The organism is Hymenobacter qilianensis (assembly GCF_014638675.1).
Classification (GTDB): domain Bacteria; phylum Bacteroidota; class Bacteroidia; order Cytophagales; family Hymenobacteraceae; genus Hymenobacter; species Hymenobacter qilianensis.
Genome location: NZ_BMFN01000002.1, coordinates 806048 through 821536 on the forward strand (window position 1 = coordinate 806048; position 15489 = coordinate 821536).

11 protein-coding genes are annotated in these 15489 nt (G+C 48.4%); 6 read left to right on the forward strand and 5 right to left on the reverse strand.

Translation table 11 applies throughout. The features are described from left to right. Window positions 1-5: 5 nt before the first annotated feature. From IEW06_RS11100 to IEW06_RS11120, 5 genes are all read right to left on the reverse strand, one after another. Window positions 6-1079 carry an SDR family oxidoreductase gene (locus tag IEW06_RS11100; RefSeq protein ID WP_188548286.1) on the reverse strand — a complete coding sequence of 358 codons (1074 nt, stop codon included), beginning with the start codon at window positions 1077-1079 and terminating at the stop codon, window positions 6-8. A gap of 209 nt (window positions 1080-1288) precedes the next feature. Further along, a complete protein-coding gene (gene can, locus IEW06_RS11105) occupies window positions 1289-1990 on the reverse strand; it encodes a carbonate dehydratase (RefSeq protein ID WP_187732589.1) in 702 nt (233 codons plus the stop codon). A gap of 75 nt (window positions 1991-2065) precedes the next feature. Next, complete coding sequence (locus tag IEW06_RS11110) at window positions 2066-3685, reverse strand: SulP family inorganic anion transporter (protein ID WP_188548287.1); 1620 nt, start codon at window positions 3683-3685, stop codon at window positions 2066-2068. Window positions 3686-3857: 172 nt separating this feature from the next. Continuing rightward, complete coding sequence (locus tag IEW06_RS11115; protein ID WP_188548288.1) at window positions 3858-5276, reverse strand: sensor histidine kinase; 1419 nt, start codon at window positions 5274-5276, stop codon at window positions 3858-3860. A gap of 100 nt (window positions 5277-5376) precedes the next feature. Beyond that, a complete protein-coding gene (locus tag IEW06_RS11120) occupies window positions 5377-6054 on the reverse strand; it encodes a response regulator transcription factor (protein ID WP_187732590.1) in 678 nt (225 codons plus the stop codon). Window positions 6055-6371: 317 nt separating this feature from the next. Here IEW06_RS11120 and IEW06_RS11125 point away from each other — a divergent pair, with 317 nt between their 5' ends. The 6 genes from IEW06_RS11125 (at window position 6372) to IEW06_RS11150 (ending at window position 15484) form a co-directional block, all read left to right on the forward strand. Further along, window positions 6372-7154 carry a polysaccharide biosynthesis/export family protein gene (locus tag IEW06_RS11125; protein WP_223284642.1) on the forward strand — a complete coding sequence of 261 codons (783 nt, stop codon included), beginning with the start codon at window positions 6372-6374 and terminating at the stop codon, window positions 7152-7154. A gap of 102 nt (window positions 7155-7256) precedes the next feature. Next, complete coding sequence (locus IEW06_RS11130) at window positions 7257-9641, forward strand: GumC family protein (RefSeq protein ID WP_188548289.1); 2385 nt, start codon at window positions 7257-7259, stop codon at window positions 9639-9641. Window positions 9642-9697: 56 nt separating this feature from the next. Then, window positions 9698-12346: an oligosaccharide flippase family protein gene (locus IEW06_RS11135; protein WP_188548290.1), complete on the forward strand. Its 2649-nt coding sequence runs from the start codon at window positions 9698-9700 to the stop codon at window positions 12344-12346. A gap of 41 nt (window positions 12347-12387) precedes the next feature. Beyond that, window positions 12388-13191 carry a hypothetical protein gene (locus tag IEW06_RS11140; protein ID WP_188548291.1) on the forward strand — a complete coding sequence of 268 codons (804 nt, stop codon included), beginning with the start codon at window positions 12388-12390 and terminating at the stop codon, window positions 13189-13191. Window positions 13192-13301: 110 nt separating this feature from the next. Beyond that, complete coding sequence (locus IEW06_RS11145; RefSeq protein WP_229743110.1) at window positions 13302-14264, forward strand: hypothetical protein; 963 nt, start codon at window positions 13302-13304, stop codon at window positions 14262-14264. A gap of 26 nt (window positions 14265-14290) precedes the next feature. Further along, window positions 14291-15484: a glycosyltransferase family 4 protein gene (locus IEW06_RS11150; protein WP_188548293.1), complete on the forward strand. Its 1194-nt coding sequence runs from the start codon at window positions 14291-14293 to the stop codon at window positions 15482-15484. Window positions 15485-15489: the final 5 nt, after the last annotated feature.

Below are 15489 nucleotides of genomic sequence, written 5' to 3' on the forward strand. Positions count from 1 at the left end.
CCTGATTAATGCACTTCGCGGGTGCCATCGGGGTAAGTGGTGGTTACGTGCTTCGGGCGGCGAGCGGAGTTTTTATCCTTGGATGAGTTCAGCAAAGCCGCCGTAATAGCTACGCCCGCACCAATGAGGGCCGCAGCCGCTAGTGGATGCGTAGTAGCTTGCGTATAAAAGCTGCTTTCGCGGGTGTAGCCAGGATAGTTGCCACGCTCTTCCAACGAGCCAATGGCGCCGTCGAGTCCGTTATTGTCGCGGGGCTGAGGCGGGTAATCGGCCTTTTCCTGCTTGACAAACACGTTCTCCATGAACTTGTCGAGCAGGCTCGGCACCCAGTTGTTCAGAGCCGTGATGGCGCGGCCACCACCGCCCACCGTTATTTCGCGCTCGGGCGTTTCAGCGCAGTGCAGAATAGCGCGGGCTACGGTTTCGGGGGCGTAGGCGGGCGGCGCGTGCTGGGCTTCGCGCTCCATATAGTTCTTGGCGTGCAGCGGATACGGCGTATCAATTGCAGCCGGCTTGATCAGCGTAACTACCACCGGCGCTTCGTCCATTTCCAGCTCCATGCGCAAGCCATCGGTGAAGCCTTTCACGGCGTGCTTGCTGGCGCTATAAATGGTTTGCAGAATGGCCGTCGTCTCAGACAGGATGCTGCCGATATTGATGATGGCACCGCCCTTCTGCTTGAGGTGCTTGGTGGCTTCCAGCGAGCCGTAAACCAGCCCCCAAAAGTTGGTCTCGAACAGCTTGCGCATGTCCTCAATGGGCACCTCCTCAATCTTGCCATAAATCGACACGCCGGAGTTATTTACCCACGTATCGAAGCCGCCAAAGCGGTTTTTGGCTGACTCGGCAATGTGGCGCACATCATCCTGATTGCTTACATCGGCTACTACGTGGATGGCCTGGCCGCCGCCTTCCTTTATCTCGGCCACCAGCTGGCGCAGGGCTTCTTCACTGCGGGCAGCCAGCACTAATCGGGCACCTTGCGCGGCAGCCATGCGGGCCGTAACCAGACCAATGCCGGATGAGGCGCCTGTAATAACGATTACCTGATTGGAAAGCTTTTTTAGTTTAGTCTTCATAGTAGTAAGAATCAATTTGTTCATTTCTCTTACGGCATCGCCACAGACTAGTGTTACGTGGGGGGCTTTTTTGGACATAAAAAAACCTCCGTGACTACTTAGTCACGGAGGTTCCCAGTTACCAACGTATCCCCCTCAGTTTACGTCGGCTAGTGGTAGCTAAATACACTTAAAGTCAACGTTTGCTGGCTTCATTCCTTAGCGAGATACTAATTAGAAGCTTTGTTTTTGGCACCTAAGTCATCGGTAGCCTCTACTTGATCCTCAAGCACTTCCTCAGCATGCTCCATAGCTTCGGTGCCATAGATATGCTCGAAATCACTCATTAATGCATCATCGACTTTCAGATCCTTTAGAAGTCCTTCTCTGATATCGTATACCAAGCCGTGCAGACGGACAGGATTGCCACCTCTCATGGCATTCTGAATGATGTTAGTCTTGCCCAGGTTGCGCACCTGCTCAATAACATTCATCTCAACCAAACGCCGGAGACGCTGATCCTCATCCTCAATGCCCAAAAACTCTTTTTCGTGCAAACGAATAACGTCCCGGATATTGGTTAGCCAGTTGTCAATCAGGCCATACTGCTTGCCGGCTGCTGCTGCTGCCACCCCACCGCAACCATAGTGGCCGCACACGATAATGTCTTGGACCTTCAATACTTCTACTGCATACTGGAGCACCGACAGCAGGTTCATATCGGTGTGCACCACCATGTTGGCGATGTTACGATGCACGAACATTTCGCCCGGGCCGGTTCCGGTGATTGCGCTAGCGGGTACGCGTGAATCGGAGCAGCCGATAAACAGATACTGAGGCTTTTGACCCAGAGCTAGCTTTTCGAAGTACTGCGGATCCTGAGCCAGCATTCGCTCAACCCAGATACGGTTATTTTCCAGAATCTCTTTCATGGGGATGTATAAGGACTTAGTGAGGCCAACACTAGCCGGGAAGACGGTGTTGGGGGGTGTAGGGTGGAATTAAAATTAGTGCGCGATCAGGCTTACCTCAGGAATATCACGGAGTTCGAGTTTGATATCACGCTCAGCCGCCGTAATTCGGTAATTCTGAATGGCTTCGAGCACATCATAGTCAATATACGATGATTCAGTGCCATCCAGAATAACGTGCTTACCCGCCGGAATTCTGTCCAAAGTGGTAACAATACTCGCTTTATTCAGGAAAGAAACGTGCTCCGATAGCTTAATGTGAACCGTGTCAGGATCCTGGCTTGGCTCATGATGGTAAAAGTAAGCCGACTCAAGGTTAGCCTTCAGAATATAGAACACTCCCACGGCCAGACCGATGCACACACCCTTTAGAAGGTCGGTGAAAAGAATAGCAACAATTGTTACGATAAACGGCAGGAATTGGGCTAATCCTAAGCGCCACTGACTGGTATACAAAGCCGGCTTGGTTAGCTTAAAACCTACCATCAACAGGACAGCAGCCAACGCTGACAGCGGAATCTCATTGAGGAAGTCAGCCAGGAACAGCAAACTGGCTAGCAATAACAAGCCATGAAAAAATGCCGACACCTTAGTTTGCCCCCCAGCATCGATATTGGCTGAGCTACGCACGATAACAGCCGTCAGTGGCAGACCACCGATCATTCCGCTTATAAGGTTACCCACCCCTTGTGCTTTCAACTCTCGGTTTTGAGGAGTGTGGCGCTTGTGCGGATCCAGTTTATCAACCGCTTCTACGCTAAGCAAGGTCTCCAAAGAAGCTACGATAGCAATGGTAATGGCGACAACATAAGTAGAACTATTAGATAGCGCGCTCCAATCTGGGAAGCGCAGGATGCCTACCACATCGCTAAATGAGCTGATAACAGGAAGATTAACCAAGTGAGCAGCTTGCACCTTTAGTTCAGGAGCCACTACACCCAGCAATTGGTTTATTGCTATCGATACTATAACTACAATCAGGGCACCCGGAATCATGCGTACAAATGACAAGCGACGCAGGGCCTTAGAACCCCAGGCAATTAGAATAAGCAGGGAAGTGATACCAATTATAGCCGCGCCGACATTGATCGACGTTAGAGCCGCCCCGATTGCCGTGAAAGTATTTTGGCCATTAAACTGAAGAAAGTCCAGATCCTCAAAATAGTCGCTATCAGCTCCTAAGAAGTGTGGTATCTGCTTCAGAATCAGAATCACACCAATAGCAGCCAGCATGCCCCGAATAACAGATGTGGGGAAGTACATGCCGATAATGCCCGCCTTCGCAAAGCCGAGAATAAGCTGTAGAACACCAGCAATTACTGTTGCGGTCAGCACGGCTTCAAACGAGCCTAGCGTGCTAATGGCCATTATCATAATGGCTGTAAGACCAGCGGCCGGACCGCTCACACTTAATTGGGAACCACTCAGCCAGGAAACCACAACGCCCCCCACAATACCCGTAATAATCCCTGATAGCAAGGGAGCATTCGAGGCTAGAGAGATTCCCAAACACAGCGGCAGTGCTACCAGAAACACGACCAGGCCCGATGGGATGTCTTTACTTAACGTTTTGAGATAATTAGTAGGCGGTATCTGCACCTCCGTAGGAGATGTAGGCGGCACTACATGGGGAGTGGAAGAAGCAACTTGTGGCATGGAGGAGGAGGATGCGTTGTAATTAAAACAACAGCCCAACAGCAGACAGCAAATATTGCTGCTTTAGCTACTAGATACGATACAAACCTATTCCTTAGTCGTTAAGACTCGGTTAAAATAGAATTAAAATAAGGTTAAAAACCCAGTGTCTTAATTCGGTCAGTTCCACTCGTTATGCTTTTACTCTCATTTGGGAGGCAATAGGCCATTCTAATATTACTCGCGTTCCGATATTCAGTTGACTTTCAACCTGCACCGAGCCGCAGTGCAAACCCATTATTTTGGCAGTAAGCGGCAAGCCAATACCATGGCCTGGAACATTACGTACCGTTTCGGCCCGGAAGAATGGCACGAATACTTGCTGACGGTCAGCCTCATTCATGCCCAAGCCATAATCCAGTACCTCAAGCATAACACGTTTTTCGTTAGAGCTGAGGGTTGCCATAATAGGCTTTTTGGAATCGCGGGAAAACTTACAGGCATTCTCTAATACGTTGAGAATAGCGGCCAGCAGCAAAGCTTCGTTGCCGCGTACTTCAAATACGGTGTCTTGTTCCGCTTTGCCATTCTCATGAAAGGCCAAGTCGATGCGACAGGTAGGCTGGCGGCGCTGCATTTCCTCATGGGCCTGCAGCAACAGCTCATCCAGCCGGACCAAGCCAAGCGTAATTTGCGACGGGTCATCAGAGGCACGCGCTATCTGGAGCAGGCCATTGGTAAGGTTGCTGAGCAGGCGGGCCGCATCGAGTGTGCTGCTTAAGGTGCGGCGGTACTCTTCAGGAGTTCGTTTCTGCAGCAAAGCAACCTCCAGCTCACCCATGAGGGCAGCCAGCGGTGTTCGGAGCTCGTGGGAAGCGTCGCGAACAAAGTTTTTCTGCCCTGCAAAAGCTGTTTCGAGTCTATTGAGTAAGCTATTGAAGCGTTGTGCTAAGTGGGACACTTCATCTTGGCCATCAGCCTGCGACAAGCGCCGATGCAAGTCGGAGGCGGTGATGGTATCTACCTCCTGCACAATACGCTGCATCGGCCGCAATGCCTGACGGGCAAAAAACCAACCACCAAGCCCCACTATGCTCAACGAGGCTAAAAAGCCCCCCAGTAACCGGCGCCTCAAGCTACGCAACTGCCGCCTACTGTCGGCATCGAGGGAAGAGGCCACTACTACAAAATCACCACGCTGGGCATCATGATAAAGAACGCCAATGGTCTGGCGCAAGTCTTTATCTTTAATTATAACCTGCCGCTTTGCACGTACTTCGGCTAGCATTTTCAGCGGTATTGAATCGAGACGTCCCTCCCCTTCCTGAAATACCACTTCGTTTGCAGCATTGTACACGCGGGCTTCTTCCTCGGGTAGCGTACGATAAAACTGACGCAGATATCGCCGGTAAGAAGCTCGGCTAGCTTCGTCGCTCCGGTTGGTGCCATCCAGATAGACGTGAGCTACCACTCGGGTGCGGGCCAGTAGGTTAGCCGTAAAAAACTCCTGGCGTGATTGGTAGGTGAAATAGTATATCACTAGCGAAAACACCATCAGAGTGACGGCCAGAATGGCAGCAAACTGTAGCGCCAGACGCGTCCGAATGGTCATAAGAGAATACTAAATGATGCACTACTGCTGTGCTAAGGGCACAATTCTGTTGCTTACGGCCACTGACAGGTACGCAGCCAGCACAAAAAAGCCCCCCACCCTATTCTTCCTTCATTACATAGCCCATTCCTACCAACGTGTGAATAAGCTTGGGAGAAAAATCCTTGTCAATTTTCTTGCGCAGGAAGTTGATATACACGTCAATAACGTTGGACCCTGTATCAAAGGATGTTTCCCAAACCTGCTCCAGAATATCGACCCGCGACACCACCCGCTCCTGGTTGCGGAGCAGGTATTCCAGCAAAGCAAACTCACGGGCCGTTAACTGAATAGTCTGGCTGGCGCGCTGCACCAGCTTGCGGCCCGGATCCAAAGTCAGATCGGCTAGGCGCAGAACAATTTCCGGTGATGGGCTCTCGTGGCGCCGCCGCACTAAGGCCCGAATCCGCGCCAGCAACTCCTGAAAGGCAAAGGGCTTCACCAGATAGTCGTCGGCGCCGGCATCAAGCCCCCGAATCTTATCATCCGTTTCGCCCAGCGCCGTCAGCATCAGAATAGGAACCGCAGAATTTTGGGTGCGCACCTGCCGACACACGTCTAAGCCGTTGAGGCCAGGCAGCAGATTATCCAGAATCAGCAGATCGTAAGGCTCAGCCAAAGCCCGTCGCAAACCAGTTGGACCGTCGGTTGCTACCTCTACGGTATGCTGCTGCTCAGTTAAGCCTTTTTGTAAGAAGGCCGCAACTTTAGGCTCATCTTCTACCAACAAAATTTTCATAGACAAGTATACGAACCGCCTTTCAGGAACAAAGATTTGCCCCCCAAGTGGCTCTTATTGAATGGTGGAAAGCTGCTTCTGACCCGCTTCTTATCAAAGCCAAAAAACTTTAGTGATGTAAATCCGTAACTACCCGGAATTGTTAAGTACAAAATTTTATTATAAATATTTAACTATTTCTTGATATAGAATAGAATGCGAATTACTTTTACTATATAGTACTAAATAAGCTTGTCATTTTTACAGTTTCGCCTGCTTTTTGCTCCTGACTTTCATTCTTATTCACTGTCCCTCCTCTAGAACACACCACTTTTTTTATGATCCGTCCCCTCTACGCGTTTGCCATACTACTACTTAGCGGCATAACATCCTGTGTTTCAACCAAGGACATCAGCTATTTACAGGACTCCGATTATTCCGGCACTCAAGCCAAAGCAATAACCAATGAGCGTCAAGAGTACAAGCTTGCGACAAATGATGTACTGAACATTACGGTGCAAAGCGCACAGCCCGAACTGACACAGGTGTTTAATCTGAATACGGGCCAAGGAAACTTTATCAACGGTGACCCTGGCTCCCAGTATACAAACGGTTATGTTGTTGATGCGGGGGGCAATATTACGCTACCCACTGCTGGTCGACTGCCTGTTCGAGGGCTTACGGTATCAGAAGCCCAGCGCGTCATCCAGAATGCCGTAAATAACTATGTACGGGGCGCAACTGCTTCGGTTAAATTGGTCAGCTTTAAAATCACCGTATTGGGTGAGGTCCGCAATCCTGGCTACTTCTTTATCCAAAACCCACAGGCTACCATATTGGAAGCCTTGGGCCTCGCCGGTGATCTTACCCCGTTAGGCAACCGTCGCAACGTTAAATTGATCCGTCAGACCCCAACAGGCTCAGAAGTAGTATTGCTGAACCTTACCAAACCGAATTTGCTTTCCTCACCATACTACTACCTGCAGCCAAACGATGCAGTATATGTCGAGCCAGAGTCTGCGCTCACCCAACGGGCTAACCTCACCAACCTAAGCCTGGTATTCGCGGGCTTAACTACAATAGCCGTAATAACAAACTTAATTATATCTGCGAACAGGTAATATAAGCTTACGACAGCCTATGCTCTGCTGAACTATAGCGGCATAAACCCATAGTACGTACCTTGTATATAAACGCAGGCTTTTCCCTTTTCAGTTACCCAGATGAACAAGCAGGAATCTTCGGATGAGCTGAACCTGAGCAATTTGCTCTTCAAATTTGGTCGCTATTGGTATCTTTTCGTCATTATACCAATCGTGTTGCTGGCTGCGACTTGGCTCAAGGTTCAGACCACGTCACCAGTATACCGTTTTCACTCCACCATTCAGCTGGCCGATCGGGCGACGCCCGGCTCGCGCAATGTTCAGGAAAGGCTTACACCTACTGAAAGCCTGAATAACCTAACCAGTGTCGAAGATGAGATAAGTGTGCTTTCCTCTGCTTCGCTGGTACAGCAAACCCTCAAAAAGCTTGACTTTGAAGTATCTTATTTTGACGTTACCAACTCATTTCTCAATAAGCTTGGCGACTTAAAAATCCAGGAGCATTATCAGGATGCCGGCTATACAGTAAAGCTTGATACAATTGCCCCCCAGGTAACCGGAGTGTCTCTATTTCTGGAGCTGCGCCCCGATGGATTTTATCATATTCAGGGCGAGGCAGATAAAGCATACCTAACGGATATGCGCACGGGTACCGTGCTGGAAACCATCGACGACTTTACTATTAACGAAGTAGTACGTCCCGGTCAACTGTTACGCACGCCACACTTAACTCTTACCATCACACCAACCGATTCCGTTAGGTCGTTACCCAAGGTAGCTAAGCGCTATTTCGTTATTAATCATCCGGATGCGTTGGTTGGTGAATATCAGGGCAAGTTGATTGTAGAGCCTACGGAGCGTTTTGCTCGAGTACTACGGCTCACCAGTAAAGGATCTGTAGCAAGTAAGGAAACGCGCTTCCTGAATACCCTCATGGAAACGTATGTGCTCAATGATCTGGTTGATAAAAACCGAAAAGGCAGCAAGACCTTTGAGTTCATCGAGTCACAGATTACGAAGGTTGCCGATTCTCTACGGCGTTCAGAAGCCGCGCTTGCCTCCTTCAGAGCTTCGCGCGGCATGGTTGACGTTGGCGTTCAATCAAGCTCAGGCATAGGTAAGATTAGCGAGTTAGAGAGCCAGAAGGCCCAATTATTGGCTACCCGGCGCACATATGAAAGCGTTTTAAGCGCTCTTCGTACTAATTCGAGTGAAGAGGCAGTTAGCACATGGGCAAGCGCAGGCGTTAATGACCCAGTACTCGATAACCAACTTAGCGACTTGGCACAGCTTACCAGCCAGCGTGCTGGTTTGGCTGTAAGTGCGAATGATGATAACCCAGTATTGCAGGCATTAGACAGCCGAATCCAAAGCCGTCGGCAGTCACTCCAGCGCAGTCTTGGAGGCCTGATACGCTCTTCCGATGCAACACTTGCTGATATAACCAATCGCTTGGCTTCCATCAAAACGGCCATTAATCAGATGCCGGAAAATGAGCGGCAGATGGCTCGTTTACGCACCCAAAGCACTCTGAATGATCAGAACTATAACTTCCTAATGCAGAAGCGGACAGAGGCAGCCTTGATGCTGGCGACGAACGTGAGCGACAAGAAAATAGTAGACCGCGCTCAATTGTCTGATAGTACCCCGGAAAGTCCCAAAGGCAAACAATTGTACATGTTTGCCGTATTGGCTGGGCTAATGCTTCCTGCTGGCTTTCTTCTGTTGCGCGACCGCACCGCTCAAACTGTTCAAAGTGCTGATGAGCTCAAGCGCGTTACAAATGCTCCATTCCTGGGTCTGATAGCCGATGCTGGTCGTAAAATCCGGTTGGCCCGGATGGAGATGCCGCGCTCCGCTGTTACAGAATCATTCCGGACTGTGCGTGTAAATCTGCAATATGTAGCGGCTGGCCCTGATCGACGTGTTATTGGCTTTACCTCCTCGACTTCCGGTGAAGGCAAGACATTTTGCTGCACCAATTTGGCTGCCGAATTAGCTCTTTCCGGCAAACGCACTATTCTGATCGAGACGGATATGCGTAAGCCTACTGTAGCGGGCTACTTTGGTTTCGACTCCCGTCATGCAGGCTTGTCTTCTTACTTGAATGGAGAATGCTCTTTGGCTGAAGCCATACAGCAGCCTGATATTCCTAACCTGACGATTCTAGCTGCGGGCCCCATACCTGAGAATGCGTTGGAGCTGCTGGAAATGCCACGCATGGCTACACTGATAGCTGAGTTGCGTAAATCATATGATTATGTAATTGTGGATGCTCCTCCTTTGGGCCTCGTATCGGAGTATTATATTCTGAATCAATACACAGATGTAACGATCTTTGTAGTTCGTCATCGTTATACACAGCGCAATATGCTATCGCAAGTACAGGATTTGGCTCAACGCCAAACCGGCAACCAGCAGCTTTATGTATTACTGAACGGCGTTAATTTCTCATCTACTTACGAGTACCGCTATAAGCGCGAATCGGCTTACTACACAGCTTAAATTCGCCATGCGTAACTGTCGAGCTTGACAGTTTTGCTCCAAGATTTCCTGTGTCAATGAGCCAGAATCTATCCTCACGTATCCTGCACAGCATTAAATGGACCACGACGGCCACCTTCGCGATTGCCGCGATGCAGGTAGGCTACAGTGCCTTAATGTCGCGCTTGCTTACTCCGGCCGATTTTGGCTTAGTTGGTATGGCTGGAGTTGTATTAAGCTTCGGCAGCTATTTCGCTCAAATGGGCTTGGAACAAGCCCTAATTCAACGTACCGAGTTAAGCGATGATGATGTACGGGTAGCCTTTACAGTTTCGGTTCTGCTAGGAATTACTTGTACTACAATACTCTGGTTTGCTGCTCCTTTAGTCCCACTCTATTTTAAGAACCCCCACGTCGTACCAATTCTACAGGTAATGGCGGTAAGCTTGTTAATTACTGGCCTATCGGCTACGGCTGTTAGCCTGCTCAAGCGTCGTATGGCCTTCGAGACACTCAGCAAAATCGAGGTCGCTTCCTATATAATTTCTTATGGCGGTGTAGGCTTAGGAATGGCGTTTCGGGGTCATGGTGTCTGGAGTTTGCTGGGAGCAACGATTACTCAAGGCATCTTATTAGGTATACTGGCTTATTGGAACGTCCGTCATAGCATACGCCCACTTTTTAATTGGAGTGTTTTTAAACCACTATTTGCCTTTGGTGGTAAAGTTTCAGTTATAAGCTTTCTGGAATTCCTTGGGGCCAATCTGGACCAGTTATTCATTGGCCGATTGCTGGGTGTGCGCATGGTTGGTATTTATAACAGGGCATTTATGCTGGTGTATTTACCCGTGCACAACATGACGACGAGCATAGCGCGGGTATTATTGCCAGCCTTCAGTACACTACAAAATGATCGTAAGCAATTATGCCAGTCTTATCTAACTACCCTTTCTCTTACTAGCTACATAGTATTACCTACATGTGTGGGAATAGCCACTACAGCCGAACCTTTGGTTCGGGTAATGCTCGGTGATCAATGGCTGGAAGCAATTCCTATCGTTAAGATCGTAGCCTTTGTTGTAGGGCTAAACATGCTTTCTACTTTTGGAGGCATTTTATTTGAATCACTGGCAGATCTCAACTTCAAGTTGGGTTTACAAGGCAGTTATGTAGTAGTTCAGGCATTGCTAATGATCTATGCTAGTCGATTCGGGCTGATAGGGCTGACGGGGGCTATGTTAGTGGGGGAGGTACTACGTCATATAGCTTATCTAGTAGCAGGTAGGCGTCTTCTAAGTTACTCTTTATTCGATATTGTATCGACTTACTTACCAGCTGTTGTAACTGCCTTAGTGGTAGGATCAGCTTCTTATGGGCTCACAGTACTCTTTACAGGTTCGGGAGTACCAGCCTTGGTGCAATTGCTGGCTCATATATTGCTTTGTGCATTTTTACTAATTGGGATGCTAACGGTTGGCATCAATCGTCCTATCCGCATGCAACTCGATGAGCACGTATTGAGCAAGCTTAGCTTTTTACGACATGCCCGTCCTTTTAGCCAGATGCGCTTGACGGTGGCTAAAGTACGGCTACGGTTAGCTCAGGTAATTCAACGCAAGCTTTTAGGCTCTATAGTAGGTAACTTGCCTGGTACCGCTTTGCGTTCTTTGGAAGAAGTGTGGGGTTGGGAGGCTGTTAAGCCACATGTGCGCACGATGCGCACCTTGTCATTACCTACTACTCAATACTATAGTTTTCCTGAACATTATCCGCCCTACTTCCGACGTCATAAATCATTTGAAGCACGGCTGGCATATTGGCTTTGCGATGTATGCGTAGCTCCCGCCAACGGGCTGACCTGGCTTCCAAACGTTGACTACGTATTATCTGAAAGCATTGGTGATGTACGCCGACTTATGGGCTGGGGCAATATAATGCCACACTTACACTTGCTACACACACGCCGTCCTACTCAACTCACTGAGACCGGCTTAGTAGTAGCAGCTGCACCTTCTCCATATTTTCACTGGCTTTTCGAGACCCTCCCCAACCTGCTTACCGCATTGGAGATAGCTCCTGATGTGCGAATTCTGGTTCCCACACATTACCCTGTATTTGTACGTCAAGCATTAGCGTTGCGACTAGGCGACAGCTTTAGTCAAAAAACTATTGTAGCTGACGAGCCTGTGCGCATCCCCAATTTGCTCCTGTTGCAAACCGAGGTTGATGCAGGCTTTGTGCCTCCCATAGCAGTGGATATACTGCGAACTACCTATATTCCGAACTACGAACAGTTGCCTTCTGGCCATCGTGATATTTATATTTCACGGCGTTATGCACCTAGAAGAGCTATGGCCAACGAAGTAGAACTTGAAAATGCTCTGCGTGAACGGGGATACGAAATAGTCTACTGCGAGAAATTAAGCTTTGCAGAGCAGATAAATTTATTTAGTCAAGCTAGAACAGTAGTTGCTCTTCATGGTGCGGGACTTAGTAATATAACTTGGTCCCCCAAAGGGCTTCGGGTACTGGAGGTGTTTCCAAATGGTTATTTCAATGACTGTTATGCACGCTTGGCCATTCAGCTTGGGTTTGATTATAGCTATGCTACATGTGGGCAGGTTCAGGGCAAAACTGCTTCCGGTACGATTTCGGTAGCAGATGTATTAGCGCGCCTACCAACTCTAGCGCCTCAAGTGTCAGGGTTTGCACCTGTTCTTCAGTAAGCCTGTATGCTTAGGGCTATAACTTTAATTTGTTGTACTTAATGAAACCTAATTACTCTGTTCTGATTAGCAGCACTGATAGCTACTCCGATTGTTGGGTGCCCTTTTTTACTCTGTTCAAAAAATACTGGCCGCATTATCAAGGTAGAATATTCCTTAGCACTGAAACTAAAGACTTCTCCTTTCCTGGGCTAGATATTACATGTACGCGGGTAGCGCGCTTTACAGGAAGCGCTAATACCCCCCATGGCGAGCGTTTGCTAGAAGCTTTTAAGCAAATTGATACAGATATCGTCGTGTATTTACATGAGGACATGTTTCTAGACCATTTTGTATCGGAAGGAAAGGTACAAAAGTTTGCAGATACCATGCTTGAACACCAAATGACCTATATAGGCTTGGTAGAAAGTGGAAATCAAGGTCCATTTCATCAAAGTGAATTCCCTGACTTGTGGGAGGTTGATCATTCTGATTCGTATTTATTTAGTGCGATGGCTTCAATGTGGAATATCAGGCGCATAGCACGCTATTTTCGCGCTCATGAAAATCCATGGCAGACAGAGTTTTACGTCAACCGCCGGGTCAAACCTACTAAGGAGCGCTTCTACACTATTAATCGTGATCTTTATTCTTATCCTGACCGCGCCATTATGCCATTTGCTCCTGTCACAGGAATTTACAGGGGCAAATGGCACCGGGATGCAGTAGTAGAATTGTTTGCGGCAGAGGGGATAGAGGTTGATTATTCTCTTCGGGGCTTTTATGCGCCCGGTATTGACGACGTAGATCCACCGAAGGAGCTTTCATTTAAAAAGCTGGTGTCAGTTGTTAAGTCTAGAATATGATGAATATTGTTACTAGTCTTTGCGTAGACGATACCACAACGCCAGGATCACTGTATCCACAGTTATTAAATATAAGCGCTAGTAAGCGGCGACAAGTGTACTGGCAGTGTGTGGCCGTATTTTTTGCAACATCTATTCGCTGCAATCCAAAAGCTAAACACATCCTTTACACAAACGATCAGGAATTAGCTACATGGAACGGCGTTGACTTTCGCGAGTTCTTAAATACTATAGGAGTAGAAATTAAACTGCTAGCCTTTGAAGCGTTTCGACCTCCAGAGCACTTCACTACAGAATTCCGAAACGCTTTTTACAAGCTCGATGTGCTTCGCGCTTTGTCTCATCCGGATGCGGGGCAATATAGTCTGCTCCTAGATTCAGATTGTGTTTGGACTCGGCCCGATCCAACGCTTACCCGTTTAGTACAGAGTGATGTTCTTTTGCTCTTAGATGCAGAGCCTAAATCATTGCCTGACACGAAAATACATGGACTAAGCCGCCGCGATATGGGCGACTTATACCGAGAACTCGATCCGGACTATCCAGTCGCTTCACCAATCCACTTTGGGGGTGAAATCATTGGTGGTAGCCGTGAGCGTTTAGCAGAGGTGATACAGGAACTTAGCAAAAATTGGGATCAAATAGTACGAGATTATCCTACTTCTCCACCCACTTTTCGCAATAACCGCAACATCTTTGATGGTGATGAGTACATAAGTAGTTTCGTGTACAACCGTCTGCCTCGTCCTTGGGCCGACGCCAGCCCTTATATTCGACGTATTTGGACTAGCTACAGGAATACAAATGTGCGCCCTTCAGATGCGTCACTTTCGCTGTGGCACCTTCCTAATGAGAAAACACAGGGTTTGCCTGTGCTTAGTCGCAGAGTAGTGAATCGTGATTCCCAATTCTGGAAATTGCCCCCCGAAGCACTGGCAGACTACTTAGGTAGCTACCTCGGGGTTCCGCATCCTGTTTGGCGACCACGTCGTCTTCTCACCTTGGCTACCAAACTTCCACGGCTATTAATAATTGCAAAGCGGTTTCTCAATCGATCTGCTCCTGCTAGCTGAACCTTTTACTATTGACGTGTCCTGCGATGAGAATCGGACTTTCTACCCCTATAGATGTTGATGCATTACGGCCTTACTTAGATGTCGCTGATGCTGTTATCCCTAGTGGTATGGGGGGCAGTGCCATCACTCCATTAATCCAGGGATTACTCGAAGCTGGTCACCAAGTATCTGTTTATTCATTAGATCCAAAGGTTACAACTCCAGTAGTACTACGTGGTTCTCAGCTGACAATTTATCTGGGCCATTTTCGGCCGCGTGCACGTCAGCGTTGTCCAGATCTGTTTAGGCAGGAAGGGAAGGAATTAGCCCGGTTTATTCATCAGGATAAGCCAGAAATTGTTCATGCCCACTGGGCTTATGAATTCGCATTAGGAGCACTGATGAGTGGTTATCCTCATCTAATCACTCTCCATGACAATCCATGGGTGGTTTTACGGTATGTCCCTGATGCTTATCGGGTGGTTCGTCTCTTGCTTAAACTACGGATCTTACGTTGGGGAAAGAATTTCACTGCTGTCTCACCGTATATAGCTGAGGCACTAAAGAGTAAGAATCGCCATCCAATCGTAGTGCCTAATGCGGTTCGCCCAGCTCCAGGAGGCCCTCGTTCATTTCCAACTGGTCCCCGACGGCGTATTATCTCAATGCAAGCGGAATGGTCGTCATTGAAGAATGTAGACACAGCCCTACTTGCATTTCGCGAGGTGCGCCAACGTCTGGGTTCAGACGTTGAGTATTGGCTGTATGGCCCCAACTATGGTTTAAATGGACAAGCTCATCAATGGGCTAAAGCACATGGGGTAGCTGAAGGTGTACACTTTGCAGGGAAAGCTACACACAATGAAATAATTACCCTTTTGCCTGATTTCGACGTAATGCTTCATCCATCACGTGAAGAATCTTTTGGAATGACCTTAGTAGAAGCAATGCAGGCTGGGGTTCCAGTAATAGCAGGAGCTAAATCGGGAGCAGTTCCTTGGGTACTTGATTATGGAAAGCATGGAATACTTACCGATATCAATTCGCCTGCAGCAATAGCGGATGCTTTGTGTCATTTACTGACTCAGCCCCAGCTGTATGAAAAACTAAGTAGAGAAGGAATCACAACTGTGCAGGAGAGGTTTTCGATACCTATCGTTACTGCGGCCTATGAACAGCAATACCGCCGGATACTTGGTCAAATTGCCCCCCAGGCTGTATCTACATTGTCTTACTAGTCTCG